This is a genomic window from Paraburkholderia sp. MM5384-R2 (assembly GCF_014201025.1).
Taxonomy (GTDB): Bacteria; Pseudomonadota; Gammaproteobacteria; order Burkholderiales; family Burkholderiaceae; genus Paraburkholderia; species Paraburkholderia tuberum.
The window spans coordinates 40,559-62,789 of sequence record NZ_JACHDI010000033.1; the positions used below are offsets into that span (position 1 = coordinate 40,559).

General features: G+C 65.1%; 18 protein-coding genes. 2 read left to right on the forward strand and 16 right to left on the reverse strand.

The window, feature by feature from the left end; translation table 11 throughout:
• Nucleotides 1-3 precede the first annotated feature (3 nt).
• Nucleotides 4-615 carry a glutathione S-transferase family protein gene (locus HDG37_RS33600; protein ID WP_184055175.1) on the forward strand — a complete coding sequence of 204 codons (612 nt, stop codon included), beginning with the start codon at nucleotides 4-6 and terminating at the stop codon, nucleotides 613-615.
• 51 nt (nucleotides 616-666) lie between these two features.
• Here HDG37_RS33600 and HDG37_RS33605 read toward each other — a convergent pair whose 3' ends face one another.
• Nucleotides 667-3,876 (reverse strand): EAL domain-containing protein, encoded by a 3,210-nt coding sequence (locus tag HDG37_RS33605; RefSeq protein ID WP_184055177.1) that lies wholly within the window; start codon nucleotides 3,874-3,876, stop codon nucleotides 667-669.
• A gap of 226 nt (nucleotides 3,877-4,102) precedes the next feature.
• Entirely contained in the window at nucleotides 4,103-4,579 is a 477-nt protein-coding gene (locus tag HDG37_RS33610) for a nitrate reductase associated protein (RefSeq protein WP_018419410.1), read from the reverse strand.
• Between the two features lie 158 nt (nucleotides 4,580-4,737).
• Between HDG37_RS33610 and fdhD the strand changes: the two genes are divergently transcribed.
• Nucleotides 4,738-5,622 (forward strand): formate dehydrogenase accessory sulfurtransferase FdhD, encoded by an 885-nt coding sequence (gene fdhD / locus HDG37_RS33615; RefSeq protein ID WP_184055179.1) that lies wholly within the window; start codon nucleotides 4,738-4,740, stop codon nucleotides 5,620-5,622.
• A gap of 65 nt (nucleotides 5,623-5,687) precedes the next feature.
• On the opposite strand, the gene HDG37_RS33620 is transcribed toward fdhD, so the two are convergent.
• The 14 genes from HDG37_RS33620 to HDG37_RS33685 form a co-directional block, all read right to left on the reverse strand.
• Entirely contained in the window at nucleotides 5,688-6,458 is a 771-nt protein-coding gene (locus HDG37_RS33620; RefSeq protein WP_184055210.1) for an enoyl-CoA hydratase, read from the reverse strand.
• Between the two features lie 117 nt (nucleotides 6,459-6,575).
• On the reverse strand, nucleotides 6,576-7,775 hold the full coding sequence (locus HDG37_RS33625; protein WP_184055181.1) for an acetyl-CoA C-acyltransferase: 1,200 nt from the start codon (nucleotides 7,773-7,775) through the stop codon (nucleotides 6,576-6,578).
• 74 nt (nucleotides 7,776-7,849) lie between these two features.
• Nucleotides 7,850-10,285: a 3-hydroxyacyl-CoA dehydrogenase/enoyl-CoA hydratase family protein gene (locus tag HDG37_RS33630; RefSeq protein WP_184055183.1), complete on the reverse strand. Its 2,436-nt coding sequence runs from the start codon at nucleotides 10,283-10,285 to the stop codon at nucleotides 7,850-7,852.
• Between the two features lie 85 nt (nucleotides 10,286-10,370).
• The gene (locus HDG37_RS33635) at nucleotides 10,371-12,158 is read right to left on the reverse strand and encodes an acyl-CoA dehydrogenase C-terminal domain-containing protein (protein ID WP_184055185.1); all 1,788 of its coding nucleotides are present in this window, start codon (nucleotides 12,156-12,158) and stop codon (nucleotides 10,371-10,373) included.
• Between the two features lie 98 nt (nucleotides 12,159-12,256).
• On the reverse strand, nucleotides 12,257-12,856 hold the full coding sequence (locus HDG37_RS33640) for a TetR/AcrR family transcriptional regulator (protein ID WP_184027146.1): 600 nt from the start codon (nucleotides 12,854-12,856) through the stop codon (nucleotides 12,257-12,259).
• 248 nt (nucleotides 12,857-13,104) lie between these two features.
• Nucleotides 13,105-14,364 (reverse strand): cardiolipin synthase ClsB, encoded by a 1,260-nt coding sequence (gene clsB / locus HDG37_RS33645; protein ID WP_184055188.1) that lies wholly within the window; start codon nucleotides 14,362-14,364, stop codon nucleotides 13,105-13,107.
• Complete coding sequence (nudB, locus tag HDG37_RS33650; protein WP_090803007.1) at nucleotides 14,361-14,876, reverse strand: dihydroneopterin triphosphate diphosphatase; 516 nt, start codon at nucleotides 14,874-14,876, stop codon at nucleotides 14,361-14,363. Before nudB ends, clsB begins: the two co-directional genes overlap by 4 nt.
• A gap of 220 nt (nucleotides 14,877-15,096) precedes the next feature.
• Nucleotides 15,097-16,896 (reverse strand): aspartate--tRNA ligase, encoded by a 1,800-nt coding sequence (gene aspS / locus HDG37_RS33655; protein WP_184055189.1) that lies wholly within the window; start codon nucleotides 16,894-16,896, stop codon nucleotides 15,097-15,099.
• Between the two features lie 75 nt (nucleotides 16,897-16,971).
• Nucleotides 16,972-17,628 (reverse strand): DUF502 domain-containing protein, encoded by a 657-nt coding sequence (locus tag HDG37_RS33660; protein WP_184055191.1) that lies wholly within the window; start codon nucleotides 17,626-17,628, stop codon nucleotides 16,972-16,974.
• A gap of 75 nt (nucleotides 17,629-17,703) precedes the next feature.
• Nucleotides 17,704-18,021, reverse strand: coding sequence for an FmdB family zinc ribbon protein (locus HDG37_RS33665; protein ID WP_184055194.1), 318 nt, complete (start codon nucleotides 18,019-18,021; stop codon nucleotides 17,704-17,706).
• A 173-nt stretch (nucleotides 18,022-18,194) separates the two neighbouring features.
• Nucleotides 18,195-18,815 carry a thiopurine S-methyltransferase gene (locus HDG37_RS33670; protein WP_184055196.1) on the reverse strand — a complete coding sequence of 207 codons (621 nt, stop codon included), beginning with the start codon at nucleotides 18,813-18,815 and terminating at the stop codon, nucleotides 18,195-18,197.
• 6 nt (nucleotides 18,816-18,821) lie between these two features.
• Nucleotides 18,822-20,399, reverse strand: a complete 1,578-nt coding sequence (gene ubiB / locus HDG37_RS33675; protein WP_184055198.1) for a ubiquinone biosynthesis regulatory protein kinase UbiB — start codon at nucleotides 20,397-20,399, stop codon at nucleotides 18,822-18,824.
• Between the two features lie 15 nt (nucleotides 20,400-20,414).
• Entirely contained in the window at nucleotides 20,415-21,059 is a 645-nt protein-coding gene (locus tag HDG37_RS33680) for an SCP2 domain-containing protein (protein WP_184055200.1), read from the reverse strand.
• Nucleotides 21,060-21,233: 174 nt separating this feature from the next.
• On the reverse strand, nucleotides 21,234-22,229 hold the full coding sequence (locus tag HDG37_RS33685; protein ID WP_184055202.1) for a Tim44 domain-containing protein: 996 nt from the start codon (nucleotides 22,227-22,229) through the stop codon (nucleotides 21,234-21,236).
• Between the last annotated feature and the right edge of the window lie 2 nt (nucleotides 22,230-22,231).

Sequence of the window (22,231 nt, forward strand, 5' to 3'; positions counted from 1 at the left end):
GAGATGAAACTGATCGGTATGCTCGACTCGCCCTACGTGCGGCGCGTCGCCATCTGCATGAAGCTGCTCGCGCTCGACTTCGAACACGAGTCGATTTCGGTTTTCCGCACCTACGACCAGTTCGCGAAGATCAACCCGGTCGTCAAGGCGCCGACGCTCGTCGCCGACAACGGCGCGATCCTGATGGACTCGACGGTGATCCTGCAGTATCTGGCAACGCTCGCCGGCCCCACCCCGCTGTTCCCGACGCAGGCCGACGCGGCGTTGCGCGCCGCGCGTCTGACGGGTCTCGCGCTCGCCGCCTGCGAAAAGAGCGTGCAGATCGTTTACGAGCGCAATCTGCGGCCTCAGGAGAAGCAGCATGAACCGTGGGTCGAGCGCGTGCACGCGCAACTGTTCGCCGCCTATGCCGAACTCGAACGCGAGTTGGGCGAAGGGCCGCTGCCCGACACGCAGCGGCAGTTCAGCGCGGCGGAGGTGGCCGTCGCCGTAGCCTGGCAGTTCACGCACATGATGCTGCCGGAGGCGGTCAGCAAGGCCGATCATCCGCGGCTCGAGAAGTTTTCCGCGTTCGCGGAAAGCCTGCCGGTGTTTATGGACACGCCGGCTCAGTGACCAGCGTTGGACGCGACACGCGGCGGCACCCGTCGCCGCGTCACGCTCCCCTCACGCCGGCTCCAGCTCCGGCGCCAACCCGCCGTGCAGCAGTTCGGAAATCGCTTCCGTCGATAGCGGCTTCGCGAAATAGAAGCCCTGCATTTCGTCGCACGCGCGTTCCTTCAGGAAGTCGAGTTGCGCCGACGTTTCCACGCCCTCGGCGATCACCTGCAACTTCAGCGAATGGGCGAGCGCGATGATCGCCGACGTGATCGTCTCATCGTCGCCCGATACGCCGATATCCGACACGAACGAGCGGTCGATCTTCAAGCGGTCCACCGGGAAGCGCTTCAGATAGCTGAGGCTCGAATAGCCGGTGCCGAAGTCGTCGATCGCGAGACCGATACCGAGCCCGTGCAGTTCGTTGAGCATCGACACTGCTTCTTCCGCGTTGCGCATGATCGTGCTTTCGGTCAACTCGAGTTCGAGGTACTTCGGTTCGAGTCCGGTCTCGTCGAGCACCTGCATCACGAGCTTCGCGATGTCACGCTGCTGGAACACCCGCGCCGACAGATTCACCGACACGCGCGCCGGCGGCAAGCCCTGATCCTGCCACGCCTTGTTCTGCCGGCACGCCTCGCGCAGCACCCAGTCCGACAGCGGCCCGATCAGCCCGCTTTCCTCGGCGAGCGGAATGAACGACGACGGCAGCACGAGCCCGACCTCGGGATCGTGCCAGCGCACAAGCGCCTCGATGCCGACGATCTGTCCGCTGCCGATATCGACCTGCGGCTGATAGTGCAGCAGGAACTCGTTGTCGCGCAGCGCGCGGCGCAGGCGTCGTTCGAGATTCAGGCGCGCGCCCGCGCTCGCGTTCATCTCCGGCTGATAGAACTGGAACGTGTTGCGCCCCATGTCCTTCGCGCGATACATCGCGACGTCGGCCTTCTTCATCAGCGTTTCGGCATCCTCGCCGTCCTGCGGGAACAGGCTCGCGCCCATGCTGCAGCCGACGTACAGCTCGGTGCCGTCGAGCCACACCGGCTCGGCGATCGACGCGCGCACGCGCTCCATCCACGTGATCAGCGATTGCTCGTCGACGGTGTCGGTCATCACGATCACGAACTCGTCGCCGCCGTGGCGCGCAACCGTGTCGCTGGTGCGCGAGCAGCGCGCGAGCCGTTCGGCGACCACCCCGAGCAGCCGGTCGCCGACGCTATGGCCGAGGCTGTCGTTGACGTTCTTGAAGCCGTCGAGATCGAGGAACACGACCGCGACGCCCGAATGATGCCGCTGCGCGACGACGAGCGCATGTTCGAGCCGGTCGCGCAGCAGGTTGCGGTTCGGCAGCCGCGTAAGGCCGTCGTAGTTGGCCTGGTATTCGAGCTGCTCCTGATAGCGGATCAGCTCGGTCACGTCGTTGATGACGCCGATATGATGGGTGATCACGCCTTCCGCGTTCGGCACCGGCGCGATGAACAGCTGATTCCAGAACAGCGCGCCGTCCTTGCGATAGTTGCGCACCACCGCGCTGACCTCGCGATTCGCCGCGAGCGCCTCGCGGATCAACGCGACGCCTTCCTGGTCACGGTCGTCGCGTTGCAGCACGCGGCAGTCGTGGCCGATCACCTCGGCGGGATCGTAGCCGGTGATGCGCATGAACGCCGGATTCACGTATTCGATCAGATTGCCCGACGGCGACGGCGCGGTGATCAGGATCGCGTTGACGCTCGCGTCGAGCGCCCGGCTTTGCAGACGCAGCGCGAGATCGGCGCGCTTGCGCTCGGTGATGTCGGTGTACGAGCCGAGCACGCCGATCACCTGACCGCCGCCGTCGGTGAAGGGCAGCTTGCTCGTGACTGTCGTGCGGTGCAAGCCGTCGATCACGAAGTCGACCTCGAAGTTCATCTTGGGCACGCCGGTGCTCACGACTTCGCGATCGTGCTCGGTCAACAGGTCGGCGAACGCGCGCCACGCCAGGTCGGCGTCGCTCTTGCCGACCACCTGCTCGGGATACGCGAGCCCCGCGTCGCGCGCGAATGCCATGTTGCAGCCGAGATAGCGCGAGTTCAGGTCCTTCCAGAAGATGCGCTGCGGAATGTTGTCGATCACCGCTTCGAGCATCTGATTCGAGCGCTGCGCTTCGGCTTCGGCGTTGATCTGGTCGGTCACGTCGTCCGCCAGCACGAACGAGGCGTCGCGGCCCATGAAGTTCAGTGCGTGATAGGACACGTTGACGCTGAGGATCGAGCCGTCCTTGCGCCGATGCCGCCAGATGCCCGCCATCGTGTGGCTCTGGCGGAGGTCGGCGCTACGCTGCAGGTGCGTCTCCAGGCGGCCGATTTCCGAGTTCGGGCGGATCGCGCGGATCGTCATGCCGAGAAACTCGTCTTCCGTGTAGCCGTATTGCTGGATCGCGGCCTTGTTGACGGCGAGAAAGCACAGCGTGTCGCGATCGAAGATGTACATCGGCACGGTGTGATCGTCGAACAGGCTGCGAAAACGCTCGTCGTTGCGCACCAGCGCGCGGGCGCTGCGCAGTTTTTCGCGCGCGCTGTTCTCGCGCACGCCGAACGTGAGGAACAGCAGCACGCTGCCGGTGAGCATCGTCACGAGCAGCACGAACATCGCGCGCTCGCTGTCGCTCGCCGATGCCGCGAGCGAGATCTGCAACGAGCGGTTTTCCTCGCTGCGCAACGTGGCGAGCGCGGCTTCGACACGCTCTAGCGCGGCGGCAAGATGCGAGTTCGACGGCGCAGGGTCGAGGGATGCCTCGAATGGCGCGTCGAGGGGGGCCGCCCCTGGTGCTTCGGTCGATGCCGCGTGCGCCACGCCCGACGCCGCCCCCGACGGCGCGCTTGCCGCTCCGGGCAGGTCACTCGCATGGTTGCGCAGCGTGTCCTCCAGATCGTGCTGCAACGCGTGCCGCGCCGCGCTCAGGCTGGCGAGCGCCCCCGACATGTACGGCTCGCTCGCGAGCTCGTCGCGCAGTGACTGCTCGCGGCTCGCGAGTGTGTTCGTCATCGAAGCGGCCGCGTCGGGCGGCACCGGCTTGCCCGATTCTTTCAGGCGGTGCAGAGCGGCGAGCGCGTTATCGAGCGCGGCGTGATACGCATCGAGGTTCTGGCGCACGCTGGTCGAGCGCGCGAGGCGCGCATCGGCGTCGCGCTGCCCGCGAATCTGCGTGTACGCGACGAACGCGTTTGCACCGACCGCGACGACCACGACGACCACGACCACAATATTGATCAGCAGTCGCTTCGATAGAAAAGGATTCATGGATTCCGAACGTCAATCGTTCCGAGGGCAGGAGAGCGCGCTCGCTGCCGGTGCGTCGGGCCGCATCGATGCAAGTCTTTTACGCGCCATCCTTTTGGATATCGGCAGCGATCGGAAGCGGGTTGAGGGTCGGCGCGAAAAAAATCTGAGGATTGGGGGGAAGGCTGCGAGTTGGTGGGGGCGCCTGGCCGGGAGCGGCTGGCCGGCCGCACCTAGCCGGCCGCGCCTAGCCGGCCGCTCCAAATTCCTTCATCGCCGGGACGAAATCGTGGCTCGCCTCGGGCTTGCGCGACAGCTTCGCGAGCACATAGCGCTTGAAAGGATCGAGCTCGGCCCAGCGCGCGACGCTCGGCGCGGCGAGACCGGCCAGCCCCGCCTGATGCGCGACACCGTCGGGCACGCTGTCGGTTTGACGCCAGGCCGGCGACTCCTCAGGCGTAAACCACTCCGGTTCGACGTTCGCGTGCGTGCGCAGCATCTCGAACAGCGCGTGATCGAAATTCGGTTCGATCTGCGTGTCTTCTTCGACCGGGAAACGCGCGAGCAGCTTGCGATCTTCGAGCGGCAGTTGCTGCCACTGCGCGAGCGTGATGCGCAGCCCGAAACGGTCGAGATTGAAGCGCACCGACATCGGGATATAAGTGAAATTCTCCGAAGACGCGACCTCGAAGTCGAACAGAAGCGGTGCTTCGTTGAGTCCCATGTCAGTGCTCCTTGTCGGTGGCGGACAGCGTGCGGGCGCCGCTTGAGGTATTTTAGAACCTTATTCGCGCGACGGCGCCCCGCGCGGCGGCCGCCGCGAAGCATACGGCGAGGCCGGCGCACCCTTTGACGCGCGGCATGGTACAGGAGTGAAGCAGCTTGAACGGACAGGAAAACGGGCGCGCAACCGGGCGGGCGGACGGCCAGCCCCACGCCCTCGACAGCGACGAACAACCCGGCGCGGTGCAACTCGAAGTGCGCCGCCATCGCGGCGCGGCGGTTGAAACCGCCACCGATCACGTCGGCCAGGAGTGGCCGGTCGCGCTCGTGTTCAACGGCATCTCGCACGCGGTGATGATGTGCACGCCGCGCGATCTCGAAGCGTTCGCGGTCGGCTTCGCGATTTCGGAGGGGATCGTCGAGCGCGGCAGCGACATTCAGGACATCGAGGTCGAATTGCACGGGCACGGCGAGCTGCCGCATGCCGAGGTGCAATTGCAGGTCGTGCAGCAGGCGTTCGCCGGTTTGAAGGAAAAGCGCCGCGCGCTCGCCGGGCGCACCGGCTGCGGCGTGTGCGGCATCGAAAGCATCGATCTGCTGGATCTGAAACCGCAGCGTGTACCCGACACTGGCTTCTTGCAGCGGCTCGCGCCCGATGCGATCGCACGCGCCGCGCGCGCGCTGCCCGAGCACCAGGCGCTCACTCGTTTGACGGGCGGCCTCCACGCGGCCGCGTGGTGTGATGCGCAAGGCGCGATCCACTCTGCGTTCGAGGACGTCGGCCGCCACAACGCGCTCGACAAGCTGATCGGCCAGCTCGTGCTCGACCGCGCCGATACGCGCGACGGTTTCGTGTTTCTGTCGAGCCGCGCGAGCTACGAGCTGGTGCGCAAGGCCGCGCGCGTCGACGTGCCGATGCTCGCGACGATCTCGGCGCCGTCGTCGCTCGCGATTGCGATCGCGCGTGAGGCGGGCGTGCGGCTCGTGAGCTTCTGCCGCGAAGGCAGCTACGTCGATTACGACACCTGGCAGCAGCAAGCTTGAGCGATTGAAGCGGCGCAGCAACGATTCACGGCTAACCCACCCGAAGCCCGCCTGCGTCGCCCCCCTCAGTCGAACCGCCGGAAATCCGGCTTGCGCTTCTCGAAGAACGCCTTGAATGCCTCGCGCGCTTCGGGCGCAAGCAGCATCTTGCCGAAATGCACGGCTTCCTCGGTCATCTGCGTCTGCAGTTCCTGCTGGCTCGCGCGCTTCATCAGGCTCTTCGTCACGCGCAACGACGACGCCGGCAGCGCCGCCAGCTTCGCGGCCTGCGACGCCGCGAACGCGTCGACTTCGCCCGCCGGCAGCACGCGATTCACGAAGCCCATGCGGTGCGCTTCGGCCGCGTCGAACGCCTCGCCGAGCAGCAGTTTTTCCGCCGCCGCCTGGTAGCCGGCCACGCGCTGCAGCAACAGGCTCGACGCTGCTTCCGGGCACAGCCCGAGCTGCGTGAACGGCAGCGAAAAGCTCGCGGTGTCGGCCGCGTAGACCAGATCGCAATGCAGCAGCAGCGTCGTGCCGATGCCGACCGCCGGCCCCGCGACCGCCGCCACCACCGGTTTTTCCGCCGAACATAGCGCGCGCAGGAACTGGAACACCGGCGGGGTTTCGCCAACCGGCGGCGACTTCATGAAGTCCTCGAGATCGTTGCCCGCGCTGAACATGCCCGCGCTGCCGCGAATCAGGATCGCGCGCACCGACGCGTCGGCCTGCGCGTCTACGAGCGCGTCGGCCATCGTCTGATACATCGCGGCCGTGAACGCGTTTTTCCTGCCGGGCCGGTTGAAGCTGATGGTCAGCACCGCGTCGGCGCGCTCGACCAGAATATCCGTCGTCATCCCGTTCATCTCCTTGTGCTCCTGCTGAATGTAGAAACGGTTCGCAAGCCGCGCGGCCTGCGAACCGTTGCGCGGTCCCTGGTGGATCACAGAAGGATCCCCCGTTCGATCAGCGGCTCACAGACGCTCGATGATGCCCGCCGCGCCCATGCCGGTACCGACGCACATCGTCACCATGCCGTACTTGTAGTTGCGGCGGCGCAGGCCGTGCACCACGGTCGCCGCACGAATCGCGCCGGTCGCGCCGAGCGGATGGCCCAGTGCGATCGCGCCGCCGAGCGGGTTGATCTTCGACGTATCGAGGCCGAGGTCCTGGATCACCGCGAGCGACTGCGCGGCGAACGCCTCGTTCAGCTCGATCCAGTCGAGGTCGTCCTGCTTCAGGCCCGCGGCTTTCAGCGCGGCCGGAATCGCTTCCTTCGGGCCGATGCCCATGATTTCCGGCGGCACGCCGCGCACTGCGAAGCTGACGAAGCGCGCGAGCGGCGTCAGGTTGAACTGCTTGAGGATTTTTTCCGACACGACGATCAACGCGCCCGCGCCGTCCGACGTCTGCGAGCTGTTGCCGGCCGTGACCGAGCCTTTGTTCGCGAACACCGCGCGCAGCTTCGCGAGGCCCTCCATCGACGTGTCCGCGCGCGGACCTTCGTCGAGCGACACGTCGCGCGTTTTCACGTTGATCTCGCCGGTCGCGAGATCGGGCACGCGATCGACGATCGTGTACGCGGCGATTTCGTCGTTGAATTCGCCGGCTTGCTGCGCGGCCATCGCGCGGCGGTGCGATTCGACCGAGAACGCGTCCTGCGCTTCGCGGCTGATCTTCCAGCGCTCGGCGACTTTCTCCGCGGTCAGGCCCATGCCGTACGCGATGCCGACGTCTTCGTTGCGATCGAAGATATGCGGCGACAGCGACGGCTTATTGCCCATCATCGGCACCATGCTCATCGATTCGCAGCCGCCCGCGATCATCGCATCCGCCTCGCCGACGCGGATGCGGTCCGCGGCCATCGCGAGCGCGGTCAAACCCGACGCGCAGAAGCGGTTCACCGTCACGCCGCCGACCGTGTTCGGCAGACCTGCCAGCAGCGCGCCGATCCGTGCGACGTTCAGGCCCTGCTCCGCTTCCGGAATCGCGCAACCGACGATCGCGTCTTCGATCACGCCGGTGTCGAGGCCGGGCACCTGAGCGACGGCCGACCTGATCGCGTGAACCAGCAGCTCATCCGGACGTGTGTTCCTGAACATGCCGCGCGGCGCCTTGCCGATCGGCGTACGGCTCGCGGCGACGATATATGCGTCTTGCAATTGCTTTGCCATTTGGGAATCTCCTTTGTCGACCAGAGTTGGCCAAAGCTCTTACTCTGGTCCCATGCACATTGGGCGGTCGCCGCTTAATTGCGCACCGGCTTGCCGGTCTGCAGCATGCCCATGATCCGTTCCTGCGTCTTCTGCGTGCCGAGCAGTTCGACGAACGCGCGACGCTCGAGTTGCAGCAGCCATTCTTCGTCGACGAGGCTGCCCGCTTCGACGTCGCCGCCGCACACCGCTTCCGCGATGCGGCTCGCGATCAGGAAATCGTGCTCGCTGATGAAGCGGCCGTCGCGCATGTTGACGAGCGACGCCTTGATCGTCGAGATCGCCGAGCGGCCCGCGACCGGGACCTGGGTCGCGCGCAGCGGCGCACGGTAGCCCGCCGCGGCGAGCGCGCGCGCTTCCTTCTTCGCGACGTCGAGCAGTTCGAACACGTTGAAGACGATCGTGTCGGAAGGCTTCAGGTAGCCCATCGCGCGGGCGTCGAGCGCGGAGGCCGACACCTTCGCCATCGCCGCGTTCTCGAACGACTTCTGCAGGAACCTCAGCAGATCGTTCGTCGCGCCGACCTGGCTTGCCGCTTCGGCCGCGCGCAGCGCCGCTTCCTTCAGGCCGCCGCCCGCCGGCACGAGACCCACGCCGACTTCGACGAGACCCAGATAGCTCTCGATGTGCGCGACGCGCTTCGCGCTGTGCAGTGCGAGCTCGCAGCCGCCGCCGAGCGCGATGCCAGAGATTGCCGAGATCACCGGCACGTTCGCGTACTTGACGCGCAGCATGCCCTGCTGGAAATTCCTCACGAACGGCTCGATGCCCTTCGCGCCGCCCATCATGAACGCGGGCATCGCTTCTTCGAGGTTCGCGCCCGCCGAGAACGGACCGCCCGGCGTGCCGAGCTTCAGCGATGTGGGCTGCCACACGACGAGGCCCTTGTAGTCCTTCTCGGCCAGTTCGATCGCCTGCGTGAGCCCTTCGATCACCGCCGGTCCGATCGTGTTCATCTTGCTCTTGAACGACACGATCAGCACGTCGTCCTCGCCCGCGCGATCGTCGACCCATGCGCGCACCGCATCGGTCTCGAACAGCGTCTTGCCGTAGGTCTTCGGATCGGCGCCGGTTTCGCCGACGAGCGGCGCGCGAAACACCTGCTTGCGGTACACGTCGAGCGACGAGCGCGGCACGAAGGTCTGCGTGGCCGGTGACCACGAGCCTTCAGCCGTGTGCACGCCGCCCTTCTCGTCAACCGCGCCTTTGAGCACCCACGACGGCAGCGGCACGTTGGCGAGCGCCTTGCCCGCCGCGATGTCTTCCTGCACCCATTCGGCGACCTGCTTCCAGCCGGCCGTCTGCCAGCCTTCGAACGGACCTTCGTTCCAGCCGAAGCCCCAGCGGATCGCGAGATCGACGTCGCGCGCGTTGTCGGCGATCGATTCCAGATGGACGGCGATGTAGTGATAGACGTCGCGGAAGATCGACCACAGGAACTGGGCCTGCGGGTGCTGCGTTTCACGCAGCAGCTTCAGACGCTCGGCGGCCGGACGCTTCAGAATGCGGCCGACGAGTTCGTCGGCCTTCCCGCCGCCGTCGATATATGCACCCGTGTTCGGATCGAGCACCTTGATCGCCTTGCCTTCCTTCCTGTAGAAGCCGGCGCCGGTCTTCTGGCCGAGCGCGCCCTTCTTCACCAGTTCGGCGAGCACGGCCGGCGTTTCGTAGACCGGCAGAAACGGATCGTCCGGCAGCGTGTCCTGCATCGTCTTGATCACGTGCGCCATCGTGTCGAGACCGACCACGTCGGCGGTGCGGAACGTCGCCGACTTCGCGCGGCCGAGGCGCGCGCCGGTCAGGTCGTCCACTTCGTCGAAACGCAGGCCGAACTTCGCGGCTTCGGCAATGACCGCAAGGATCGAGAACACGCCGACGCGGTTCGCGATGAAGTTCGGCGTATCTTTCGCGCGCACGACGCCCTTGCCGACCACGCTGGTCAGGAAGGTTTCGAGCTGATCGAGAATTTCCGGACGCGTCGTCGCGGTCGGGATCAGTTCGACCAGATGCATGTAGCGCGGCGGATTGAAGAAGTGCACGCCGCAAAAGCGCGCCTTCAGTTCGTCCGCGAAACCTTCTGACAGTGCGGTGATCGACAGCCCCGACGTGTTGGTCGCGAAAATCGCGTTCGGGCCGATGTGCGGCGCGACCTTCTTGTACAGGTCGTGCTTCCAGTCCATGCGTTCGGCGATCGCTTCGATCACGACGTCGCACTCGGCGAGCTTGTCGATGTCGTCGTCGTAGTTCGCGGGCTGGATGTATTGCGCGTCGTCCTTCACGCCGAACGGCGCCGGCGACAGCTTCTTCAGATTTTCGATCGCCTTCAGCGCGATCCCGTTCTTCGGGCCTTCCCTGGCGGGCAGGTCGAACAGCAGCACGGGCACCTTGGCGTTGATCAGGTGCGCGGCGATCTGCGCGCCCATCACGCCGGCGCCGAGCACGGCTACCTTGCGAATGATCAGATTGCTCACGTCGTTTCTCCGGAGAGTTGTGCGATGGCGCGAAGCGTCAGCCATGCTTCGCGCGATTTGTGTGGCCTCGCTCGATGTGCGAGCGTCAGAACAACGCTTCTTCGACGTCCATCATCGGCTTCGAACCGGCGCGCGCCTGGCGGATCGTCATCGCCGTTTCGGGCAGCAGCTTCGCGAAGTAGAAGCGCGCGGTCGCAAGCTTCGCCTTGTAGAACGGATCGCCCGATGCCTCCTTGTCCAGCGCGATGCGCGCCATGCGCGCCCAGAAGTACGAGAACACCAGATGGCCGACCGTGCGCAGATACGGCACGGCCGCAGCGCCGACTTCGTCGGGGTTCTGCATCGCCTTCATGCCGATTTCCATCGTCAGTTTCTGCACCTTTTCGCCGATCTCGGCGAGCGGGTTCACGAACTCCTGCATCTCCGGCTTGATGCCTTCCGCTTCGACGAACCCGGCGACGAGCTTGCCGAACTTCTTCATCTTCGCGCCCATGTCGCCGAGCACCTTGCGGCCGAGCAGGTCGAGCGACTGGATGCCGTTGGTGCCTTCATAGATCATGTTGATGCGCGCGTCGCGCACGTACTGCTCCATGCCCCATCCGGCGATGAAGCCGTGGCCGCCGTAGATCTGCATCGCGTGATTGGTGCCTTCGAACGCGTTGTCCGACAGGAACGCCTTCAGGATCGGCGTGAGCAGCGCGACGAGGTCGGCGGCTTCCTTGCGCTCGGCTTCGTCGGCGTGCGACAGCTCCTTGTCGATCTGCAGCGCCGACCAGTACGAGAACGCGCGGCCGGCTTCGGCGTAGGCCTTCTGCGTGAGCAGCATGCGGCGCACGTCCGGATGCACGATGATCGGATCGGCGGCCTTTTCCGGCGCCTTCGGGCCGGTCAGCGAACGCATCTGCAGCCGCTCTTTCGCGTACGCGAGCGAGTTCTGATATGCGACTTCGGTGAGACCGAGGCTCTGCATGCCGACGCCGAGACGCGCTGCGTTCATCATGACGAACATCGCGTTCAGGCCCTTGTTCGGCTCGCCGACCATCCAGCCCTTCGCGTTGTCGAGATTGATCACACAGGTCGCGTTGCCGTGGATGCCCATCTTGTGCTCGATCGAACCGCACTTCACGCCGTTGCGCTCACCGGGCTCACCCGCTTCGTTCGGCACGAACTTCGGCACGATGAACAGCGAAATCCCCTTGGTGCCCTTCGGCGCATCCGGCAGACGCGCGAGCACGAGGTGAACGATGTTCTCCGCCATGTCATGCTCGCCGCTCGAAATGAAAATCTTCGTGCCGCTGATCGAGTACGAGCCGTCGCCGTTCGGTTCGGCCTTCGTGCGCAGAATGCCGAGGTCGGTGCCGCAATGCGGCTCGGTCAGACACATCGTGCCGGTCCAGACGCCTGCGACGAGCTTCGGCAGATAGCGCTGCTGCAGTTCCGGCGTGCCGTGCGCGTGCAGGCATTCGTACGCGCCGTGCGACAGGCCCGGATACATCGTCCACGCCTGATTCGCCGAGTTCAGCATTTCATAGAGCGCGTTGTTGACGAACGCGGGCAGTCCCTGGCCGCCGAATTCCGGGTCGCAACCGAGCGCCGGCCAGCCGGCTTCGACGTATTGCCGATAGGCTTCCTTGAAGCCCTTCGGCGTGGTCACGACGCCGTCGCCGGCATACGTGCAGCCTTCCTGGTCGCCGCTGTGGTTGAGCGGGAATAGCATTTCGGAGCAGAACTTGCCGGCTTCCTCGAGCACCGCGCTGATCGTGTCGGCGTCGAGTTCGGCGTGCTTCGGCATTTGCCGAAGTTCGGCCTCGACGTTGAGCAGTTCGTGCAACACGAACTGCATGTCGCGCAGCGGCGCGGCGTACTGTCCCATGACTCTCTCTCCCTGGTTTGACAAAAAGCCAGGCCGTTGGCCGGGTCCGTGGCCGGACCTTCTGCGCCGCGCGTTGCCGGTAGATTCCGGCCACGCCGCTAACGGCTTTCGCTTTGATACGAATTAATCAGTTTTTCCAGCGCGGCCCACGTGAGACGCACCGCATCCGGCAGATGCAGAAAGCGCGCGTCGTGATGCAGGCCGAGCGTGACGCTATACAGTTCGAACAGCATCAGCTGCGGGTCGGTATCGGCGCGCAGATGCCCTTCTTCCATCGCTTGCGAGATCGCGCGCGTGAGCGCCGCACGCCACGTCGTCACGCTCGACACCAACTGCTCGCGCACCTGGCTGTCCGCGCGGTCGTCGTATTCGACGGCGCCGCTGATGTAGATGCAGCCGGTCGTGACTTCCTGAATGCGTTTCTCGATCCAGCGGGAAATCATCGCGCGCAGGCGCGGTAGACCACGCGGCTCGCGCAGGCTCGGGAAAAACACCTCGTCTTCGAAACGGCGGTGGTATTCGCGCACGACCTCGATCTGCAGATCCTCGCGCGACCCGAAATGCGCGAACACACCGCTCTTGCTCATCTGCATGCGCTCGGCCAGCAGCCCAATCGTCAGACCTTCCAGTCCGTCTCGGCCTGCCAGATCGAGTGCTGCGTCGAGAATCGCGGCTCGGGTTTGTTCGCCTTTTCGCATAGCTGTTTTACCGTTCTAATGTGACCGAATTGAAAATCGAACGGCCGTACTATTATTGAGTGCTTGCCGTCCGCGAAACAAGGACTTTATTAGAAACCGGTTTCTAACTGGCTTCTAATTTTGCGGCTTTCGACCATCAGATCAATCAGATTTTTAGAGGCGTTTGTCTTGAATCGATGGTTGCCGATCGGCGCGCGCGTGTGATGGCCGACATGATGCGGCAAGCGCGGGCTCTTGTGCGAGCGGTATTAGTCGTAGCCGCCCACCGTCAGCAGCTTCATCGCGACGCGGTAGCTCGTGTACGCGATCCAGCTCAGCGCGCGCACGCGCGCCGGTCGCGATTCGTAGTGCGCTTCATCGATTGGGCGCGCGTCCGTGAACGCGTCGAGAATCGCGTCGCGCAGTTTGGGGATCGACGGATCGTTCACGAGCACGACGTTCGCTTCGTTGTTGAGCATCAGGCTGAGCGCATCGAGATTCGACGAACCGACCGTGCCCCAGTTCGAATCGACCACCGCGACCTTGCCGTGCAGCAGCGTCTTCTCGTACTCGGCGATCTGCACGCCTGCGCGCAACAGCGCGTGGTACAGGAACGGCACGGCGTAATCGAGCGCCTTGAACTCCTTACGCCCGATGATCAGCTTCACGACCACGCCGCGCCGCGCCGCGAACACCAGCGCGCGACGCAGCTTGCGTCCCGGCATGAAGTACGGATTCGCGAGCAGGATTTCATGGCGCGCCTGGCCGATCGCGGCCAGATAAGCTTTTTCGATCGCGCGGCGGTTGATCAGGTTATCGCGCGCGACGAATGCGACGCACGGCTCGCCGCCGGCCCACAGTGCCTCGTTGCGGCGTCGCCGGCGTCGGCGCAGACTGCCAAGCGAGTTGACGTCCGGCGACGACAGGTCGGGCTTCATCGAATCGAGCGGCCGATGGCCGACGCGAATCCGCCGCCACTGCACCTCGATTGCATCGCGCACGTCGGCGACCACCGGCCCGCGCAGCTCGACCGCGAAGTCCCAGCGCCGGTACGGCAGCTTCTCGCCGTTGTTCTCGTAATCGTCGACGATATTGATGCCGCCGCAATACGCGATCTGATCGTCGATCACCGCGAGCTTGCGGTGCGTGCGCGAAAAGCCGAAGCGGCCGAACAGATGCGGGTTGTAGATGCGATGCTCGATGCCGCCGGCCGGCCATTGCTCGAACATCTTCAGGCGCGCGGTGCCGACGCCATCGGTGATCACGCGCACTCTGACGCCGCGCGCGGCAGCGCGAAGCAGCGCCTCGCTGACCGCGTGGCCGGCTTCGTCGTCGCAGAAGATATAGGTTTCGAGCGCGACGTTGTGCTCGGCCGCGTCGATGCGCTCGATCAGCGCGTCGAAGAAATCGTCGCCGGAGCGCAGCAGCTCGACCTCGTTGTTACTGGTGAAGCGGTAGCGCTGCCAGTAACGACGGCCGAGCAACGTGTGCCGCAGACGCGCGAAACGGCCGGAGCCGCCTGCGCTCACTGGCCACGCTCCCCGGCCAGCGGGCCGGATTGCGGGTCGACCGGGCGTGCGGCGAGCCGGCGCGGCAACTGCAGGATCGCATCGGCATTCGACGACGAAAAGCAGCGCGATGCGGCCTCTTCATATGGCAGCCACATATACGCGGTGTGTTCGCGCGGCGCGAGCGTCACGTCGATGCACTCGGGGACCTGCAGGCTGAACCAGTGCTCGGTGTTGTAGAGCACGCCCGCTTCGTAGCGGTAACGAAATTCCGGGTAGATCTCGTAGTCGATCGAGTAGTGCCAGTCGAACAACCCACTGCGCGGCACCAGTGCGCCGCCGATCATGATGCCGGTTTCCTCGCCGACTTCGCGCACCGCCGTGTCGGCGAGCGGTTCGTCGAGCCGGTCTTTCGAACCCGTCACCGACTGCCAGAACGCCGCATGATCGGCGCGCTCGAGCAGCAGCACGTCGAGCGCAGGCGTATGAATGATGACGAGGACGGACTGCGGAATTTTCGGCGGTTTCGGCATGGCTCAAACTGGGCGCGACGATACGCGCGGTACATGTCGGATGACGGTCGAAAGGGTCTGGAAAGCGGTGGCTTCACTGTAACGCAAAAATTGAAAAAGGCGCTGAGGTGAAGATCACCTCAGCGCCTTTTCGTTTCGCTCGTGTGGTTTTTTTGCGGCCGCCGGCCCGATGGCCGGCACACGCAAGACCGCTTGCCCGCCGCGCGCAGCGGCCGCGGTTTTATGCCTTCGGTTCCGGCGTACGCAGACGGATGTGCAGCTCGCGCAGCTGACGCTCGTCGACTTCGCTCGGCGCCTGCGTGAGCAGATCCTGCGCGCGTTGCGTCTTTGGGAACGCGATCACGTCGCGGATCGAGTCGGCGCCGGCCATCATCGTGACGATGCGGTCCAGACCGAACGCGATACCGCCGTGCGGCGGCGCGCCGTATTGCAGCGCGTCGAGCAGGAAGCCGAACTTCGCCTGCGCTTCTTCCGCGTTGATCTTCAGCGCGCGGAACACCTTGCTCTGCACTTCCTCACGGTAGATACGCACCGAGCCGCCGCCGATTTCCCAGCCGTTCAGCACCATGTCGTAGGCCTTCGCGAGGCAGCGCGCGGGGTCCGTTTCGAGGTACTCGAGGTGCTCGTCCTTCGGGCTCGTGAACGGGTGATGCGCGGCGACGTAGCGGTTGTCTTCCTCGTCGTATTCGAACATCGGAAAGTCGACGACCCATAGCGGTTTCCAGCCGGACTCGACCAGACCGTTGGCCTTGCCGAATTCCGAATGACCGATCTTCAGACGCAGCGCGCCGAGGCTGTCGTTGACGACCTTCGCGCGATCCGCCGCGAAGAAGATGATGTCGCCGTCTTGTGCGCCGGTGCGCTCGATGATCGCCTTCAGCGCTTCGTCGTGCAGGTTCTTGACGATCGGGCTTTGCAGACCGTCACGGCCCTTAGCCGCTTCATTGACCTTGATCCACGCGAGGCCCTTCGCGCCGTAGATGCGCACGAATTCCGTGTAGCTGTCGATGTCGCCACGCGACAGCTCGCTGCCCTTCGGCACGCGCAGCGCCGCGACACGGCCGTCCTTCGTGTTGGCCGGGGTGCTGAACACCTTGAAGTCGACGCCGCGCATCGCATCGGTCAACTCGGTGAACTCGAGCGTCACGCGCAGGTCCGGCTTGTCCGAACCGAAGCGGCGCATCGCTTCCGCGTATTCCATGACCGGGAATTTCTCGTCGAGCTCGACGCCGATCGTCGTCTTGAACACGTGACGGATCATCGCCTCGAACAGATCGCGGATTTCCTGTTCCGACAGGAACGAGGTTTCGCAGTCGATCTGCGTGAATTCCGGCTGACGGTCGGCGCGCAGGTCTTCGTCGCGGAAGCACTTGGTGATCTGGTAGTAACGGTCGAAGTTCGCGACCATCAGCAGCTGCTTGAACAACTGCGGCGACTGCGGCAGCGCGAAGAACTGGCCCGGGTTCGTGCGCGACGGCACGAGGTAGTCGCGCGCGCCTTCCGGCGTGCTCTTCGTGAGCATCGGCGTTTCGATGTCGATGAAGCCCTGCTCGTCGAGGTACTTGCGCACTTCGATCGCGACGCGGTAGCGCAGACGCAGGTTGTGCTGCATCTGCGGACGGCGCAGGTCGAGCACGCGATGCGTGAGGCGCGTGGTTTCCGACAGGTTGTCATCGTCGAGCTGGAACGGCGGCGTGACGGACGCGTTCAGCACGATCAGCTCGTGGCACAGCACTTCGATCTTGCCGCTCTTCAGCGAGGCATTGGTCGTGCCTTCCGGACGGCCGCGCACGATGCCCTTGACCTGCACGCAGAACTCGTTGCGCACGCCTTCGGCGACCTTGAACATGTCAGCGCGATCCGGATCGCAAACGACCTGAACGAGCCCTTCGCGATCGCGCAGGTCGATGAAGATGACGCCGCCATGGTCGCGGCGGCGGCTTACCCAGCCGCACAGCGAGACGGATTGGCCCAGCAGTTCCTCGGTCACCAGACCGCAGTATTCAGATCTCATCGACATGATGTTTGTCTTTCGTTTTGCATTGGTTGAACGGCGCGACGCAGACGATCCTGCATGAAGCGTTGCGCGCCGGCATTACAGCGGAGGCTCGACGGTGGTGCGGCGCACCGGCGCCGGCGGCGGCGCGGACGGTGCCACGACGCCCATCGAGACGATGTACTTGAGCGCAGCATCGACCGTCATGTCGAGCTCGATCACTTCGCTTTTCGGCACCATCAGGAAGAAGCCGGACGTCGGGTTCGGTGTGGTCGGCACGTATACGCTGACGTAATCTTCTTTCAGATGGTTGGCCACGTCGCCGCCCGGGATGCCGGTCAGAAACGCAATCGTATAGGACCCGCGGCGCGGGTACTCGATCAGCAGCGCCTTGCGGAATGCATTGCCGCTGCTCGACAGCAGTGTGTCGGACACCTGCTTGACGCTGGTGTAGACGGGGCCGACCACCGGAATGTGCGCGAGGAGCAGTTCCCACCACTTCACGAGCTTCTGCCCAATGAAGTTCTGCGTCAACAGCCCGACGCCGAAGATGAACGCGAGCGTGAGCACCGCGCCGAGTCCGGGCAGCCGATAGCCGATCGCGCGTTCCGGCTGCCACGAGGTAGGCAGCAGCAACAGCGTCTGGTCCATCGTGCCGATGACCAGGCCGAGCACCCACAGTGTGATGGCCAGAGGCACCAGCACCAGCAGGCCGGTCAGAAACACCGATTTGAGCGTGAATTTCTTCGTCGTCATGTGTACCGCCAGATAGCTGCGCGGGCCGAAGCCCATGCGCGGTAGATACGCCGCCCGCGCGGGGCGGCAGTCCCACTAGGCGCTGCCGGAACCGCTCGGGCTCGTGGCGGCGGGCGCTGCGGCGGGGGCCGCGGGCGCGGCTGCCGATGCAGCCGGGGCAGCGGCTGCGGCCGGCTCGGACTTCGCTTCCGACGCGGCCGGCGCGCTCGTGCCGCCGCGGAAATCGGTCACGTACCAGCCGGAGCCTTTCAACTGGAAGCCGGCGGCCGTGAGTTGTTTGCTAAAGGTGTCTTTTCCGCACTCGGGACACTGCGTTAACTGGGGGTCGCTCATCTTCTGGAGCACGTCCTTCCCGAAACCGCATGACCCGCAACGATAAGCGTAGATCGGCATGATCCTCTCTTACTCCAAATCCCTACTGAAATCTTGTAAACGCTTGCAAAGCCTTGAATTATAGCCGCAAACGATGTCCGTTCCCCGGATTTCGGGAAGCGGACGCACGACGCGCCCGCCACCGCGCCGGATGGGGACGACCCCTGGACCTCTCAAGAGCGGCGCGCGTGGCGTTAGCCGCGACGCCGCCAGGTGAGCCAGCGCTCGCGTCCGGCGAATACGGCGATCGAGTCGTCGACCGCTTCGTCTTCGACCAGCTCGAAGTGTGGCGTGAGCAGCGCATCGAGCTCGCCGCGTTCGATGCCGAACGGCGGCCCTTTCGGCGTCGCGCCGATGAAAAAGATGCCCGCCAACAACCCGCCGGCCGGCAGCAGTTCGCCCATGCGCTGCGCGTAGTCGGCGCGGCGCGCCGGCGGCAGCGCGCAGAAGAATGCGCGCTCATAGATCCATGCCGGTGCGAACGGTGGCGCATAGGTGAAGAAATCCGCCTGTTCGACCAGCGATGCATGCGCGCCGAGCTGCTCGCGTGCCGCCGCCACGGCGGCCGGCGAGAAGTCGATCGCGCGTACCGGGTTGCCCTGGCGGACGAGCCATACCGCTTCGTGCGCGCTGCCGCAGCCTGGAATCAGCACGGCCACGTCGCGGTGCCGTTCGGCGAACGCGCGAAACGCGGACGGCACGCCCGCCTGATCCCACGGCGTGAAATGGCGCTCGAAGCGTTCGTCCCAGAACTCGGGCGAGTCGGGATCGTGGGTTGCGAAATCGGGCGCGGCGGGTTGGGTCGGATCGCTCATCGGAATCTAACCTCCATAAGCCAGTACCAGAAACGCACGCGCCAGCATCGCGCCGACGCCGACCGCCACGCCGAACAGCAGCAGGCCTTGCAGCAGACGGTTGGTGCGCTTTTGCTCGAGCAGGATCTGGCTGATCACGTCGTCGTTCGCGCCGCCCACCGGATGATGGCGCTCGGCCAACATGTTATGGACGAGGCGCGGCAACTGCGGCAGCGTCTTGCTCCACTGCGGCGCCTCGATCTTCAGACGCTCGTACCAGCCGCGCAAGCCGATCTGCTCGTTCATCCAGCGCTCGAGATAGGGCTTCGCGGTCTTCCACAGATCCAGTTCGGGATCGAGCGAACGGCCCAGGCCTTCCACGTTCAGCATCGTCTTTTGCAGCAACACGAGTTGCGGCTGGATCTCGACGTTGAAGCGCCGCGACGTCGAGAACAGACGCATCAGCACCTGGCCGAGAGAAATGTCCTTCAGCGCGCGATCGAAATACGGTTCGCAGACCGCGCGGATCGCGCTTTCGAGCTCCTCGACGCGCGTGCTCGGCGGCACCCAGCCCGACTCCAGATGCAGCGTCGCGACGCGATGGTAGTCGCGCTTGAAGAACGCGAGGAAGTTCTGCGCGAGGTAGTTTTTGTCGAAGTCTGACAACGCGCCGATGATGCCGAAGTCGAGCGCGATATAGCGGCCGAAGTGCGCGGGATCGAGGCTCACCTGGATGTTGCCGGGGTGCATGTCGGCGTGGAAAAAGCCGTCGCGGAACACCTGCGTGAAGAAAATTTCGACGCCCTCGCGCGCGAGCTTCGGGATGTCGACACCCGCCGCGCGCAACGTATCGACCTGGCTGATCGGCACGCCGACCATGCGCTCCATCACGAGCACCGTGGGCGTGCAGAACTCCCAGTACATCTCGGGCACGAGCAGCAGGTCGAGGCCCAGGAAGTTGCGCCGCAACTGGCTGCCGTTGGCGGCCTCGCGCATCAGGTCGAGTTCGTCGTGCAGGTATTTGTCGAATTCGGCGACCACCTCGCGCGGCTTCAGGCGCTTGCCGTCGGCCCACAGACGCTCGGCCCACACGGCGATGTCGCGCAACAGCGCGAGGTCGGAATCGATCACCGGCAGCATCTTGGGGCGCAGCACCTTCACCGCGACCGCCTTGCCCGCATGCTGGCCGGCCTTCACCTTCGCGAAGTGGACCTGTGCGATCGACGCGCTCGCGACCGGCACCCGCTCGAAATCGTCGAACAGCACGTCGACCGGCGCGCCGAGCGACTTCTCGACGAGCGCGATCGCGACCGCCGAATCGAACGGCGGCACCTGGTCTTGCAGCTTGGCAAGTTCGTTGGCGATATCGACCGGCAGCAGATCGCGACGGGTCGACAGCACCTGGCCGAACTTGACGAAGATCGGCCCGAGGCTTTCGAGCGCGAGCCGCAGACGCACGCCCGGCGGCGCATCGAACTTGCGGCCGAGCGTCGTGATGCGCAACAGCAGACGCACGCGCCGGTCGTTGATGCGGCTCAACATCATTTCGTCGAGGCCGAAGCGGATGACCGTGAAAAATATCTTGAGAAAACGCAGAAAACGCATGGCTGGGCCCGGTGACTAGCGCGTGCCGCGCGACGTGGCGGCGCCGCCCGGCGTTTGCGCGCCGCGGGCTTCGACCTTCTGTTCGATGCGCTCGATGCGCTTTTCGACGCGCGCGAGCGAATCGCGCGCGCGCGCCAGCTCGACGTTGAAGTCAGCGAGCGCGGTGCGGCGCACCAGCTGCGGATTTTCGTCGAGCAGGTACTCGGCGGCGGTGTCGAGCAGATTGCGACCGGTGCGCTGCACCTGCTCGCCGACTGAGCGGACTAGCGACGTGATGCGCCACGCGGGTCCATCACCGATCAGCTTCGCGAGATCTTCCTCCGGCTCCCAGCGCAGATGCTCGGCGAGCTTCGCGATCACGGTCGCGAACTCGGCGTCGCCCTCGATCTTCACGTGCTTCATCACCGCGGCCTGGCCACCTTGCAGGAAGGCCGGCAGTGCGTCGGACGGCACCGAGATCGTCACGTCGAACTGATGCGCATCGGCTTCGTCGAGCGTACCGAGATAGCCGTCGGGCTGCACGAGCAGCGCGAGCACGACCGGCGGACATGACAGGCGAGCGGTCTTGCCCGCGTACGGGGCTAGGCGCTCGCGGGCCCACGATTCGCGGGCGAGCAGATGATTGACAGCAGCAGCGAAGGGCTTGGCGGCGAGGGTCATCGAAGGTGGCAAGAAAAAACCCGCGCGAGCGAGGTGCTTGCGCGGGCTCCCATTGTAACGTCCGTTCGCTTCGCGGCCTGCTATGCCGAACGGCCTAAGCCATGCGCGAGGTGAGGAATCGCCATGCCGTGGCCGGCTCTTTTCGAGGCAAACGCGACTCGATGCTTCGGCATGTCAGTGTTGCTCGACCTGCTGGATGCCGGCAAGCAGCCAGCCTTCGCCAGTGCGGTTCGCCTTCGTCAGATTCCAGACTTCGACGAACGGCTCGGCCGCCGCGCCCGGCTCCTCGCGGATCAAACCGGAGAAGCGCACGCTCGCGAAGGATTCGTTCGCGCGCTCCTCGACGCCGAGCAGCTCGGCGTTCAACTGCACGACGTCGGTCTGGGTCGGCTGCGTGCCGCGCGACGCGAGATCGACTCGCACTTCGGCGAACATTTCCGGCGTCGTGAATTCGCGGATGTCCTCGACGTTGCCGACGTCCCACGCGGCCTGCAGGCGCACGAAGTACACCTTCGCGTTACGCAGAAACTCTTCCGAATCGAAGCCGGCCGGCACCGACGGCGTCGCGCCGAGCGATGGCGTGGTCAACGGGTTGCCCTGCGGTTCGAGATACGAGCCGGTGGGCGGCGCCGTGTAACGCGGCTCCTGAATATAGTCGGTGCCTTTCGTGTTCAGCGACGGCGCCGTGCCCGCGTAGGCAGGCTGCGCCGCATCGCGCTTACGGCCGGTGAAGCGGCGGATGAGCCAGATCACCACAATCGCGATCAACGCGATCACGATCACGTTCGCGAACATGCCGGCGAACGCCTCGCCGAGCCCGAAATGCGACAGCAATGCGGCGATGCCGAGACCGGCCGCGAGACCGGCGATGGGCCCGAGCCAGCGATTGCGGTTCGGCGCGGCGGGCGGCGTGGGCTTAGTCGCAGGCGCCGGCTGCGCGCTCTGCTGCGCGGCCTGACTGTTCTGCGCGGGCTGGGACGGCGGCGTCTGGCGCTGCTGCAGACTATTCGATTGACGGCCGAAGCTGCGACCTCCGCCCATGCGGCGTGCTTCGGCGTCGAGAGAGGCAAGTGTGCCGGCCATCAGCAGACCGACCATCGCGATCAGTCCGATTCTTCTCGCCAGCGACCCTTTAACCTTACGAGTAGATAACAAATTCGAATCGGACATTT

Bases quoted from the DNA above. Each gene is read 5' to 3' on its own strand.
- HDG37_RS33600 (WP_184055175.1), top strand. From the start codon at position 4: ATGAAACTGATCGGTATGCTCGACTCGCCCTACGTGCGGCGCGTCGCC.
- HDG37_RS33605 (WP_184055177.1), bottom strand. From the start codon at position 3,876: ATGAATCCTTTTCTATCGAAGCGACTGCTGATCAATATTGTGGTCGTG.
- HDG37_RS33610 (WP_018419410.1), bottom strand. From the start codon at position 4,579: ATGGGACTCAACGAAGCACCGCTTCTGTTCGACTTCGAGGTCGCGTCT.
- HDG37_RS33620 (WP_184055210.1), bottom strand. From the start codon at position 6,458: ATGACGACGGATATTCTGGTCGAGCGCGCCGACGCGGTGCTGACCATC.
- HDG37_RS33625 (WP_184055181.1), bottom strand. From the start codon at position 7,775: ATGGCAAAGCAATTGCAAGACGCATATATCGTCGCCGCGAGCCGTACG.
- HDG37_RS33635 (WP_184055185.1), bottom strand. From the start codon at position 12,158: ATGGGACAGTACGCCGCGCCGCTGCGCGACATGCAGTTCGTGTTGCAC.
- HDG37_RS33640 (WP_184027146.1), bottom strand. From the start codon at position 12,856: ATGCGAAAAGGCGAACAAACCCGAGCCGCGATTCTCGACGCAGCACTC.
- nudB (WP_090803007.1), bottom strand. From the start codon at position 14,876: ATGCCGAAACCGCCGAAAATTCCGCAGTCCGTCCTCGTCATCATTCAT.
- aspS (WP_184055189.1), bottom strand. From the start codon at position 16,896: ATGTCGATGAGATCTGAATACTGCGGTCTGGTGACCGAGGAACTGCTG.
- HDG37_RS33660 (WP_184055191.1), bottom strand. From the start codon at position 17,628: ATGACGACGAAGAAATTCACGCTCAAATCGGTGTTTCTGACCGGCCTG.
- HDG37_RS33665 (WP_184055194.1), bottom strand. From the start codon at position 18,021: ATGCCGATCTACGCTTATCGTTGCGGGTCATGCGGTTTCGGGAAGGAC.
- HDG37_RS33670 (WP_184055196.1), bottom strand. From the start codon at position 18,815: ATGAGCGATCCGACCCAACCCGCCGCGCCCGATTTCGCAACCCACGAT.
- ubiB (WP_184055198.1), bottom strand. From the start codon at position 20,399: ATGCGTTTTCTGCGTTTTCTCAAGATATTTTTCACGGTCATCCGCTTC.
- HDG37_RS33680 (WP_184055200.1), bottom strand. From the start codon at position 21,059: ATGACCCTCGCCGCCAAGCCCTTCGCTGCTGCTGTCAATCATCTGCTC.
- HDG37_RS33685 (WP_184055202.1), bottom strand. From the start codon at position 22,229: ATGTCCGATTCGAATTTGTTATCTACTCGTAAGGTTAAAGGGTCGCTG.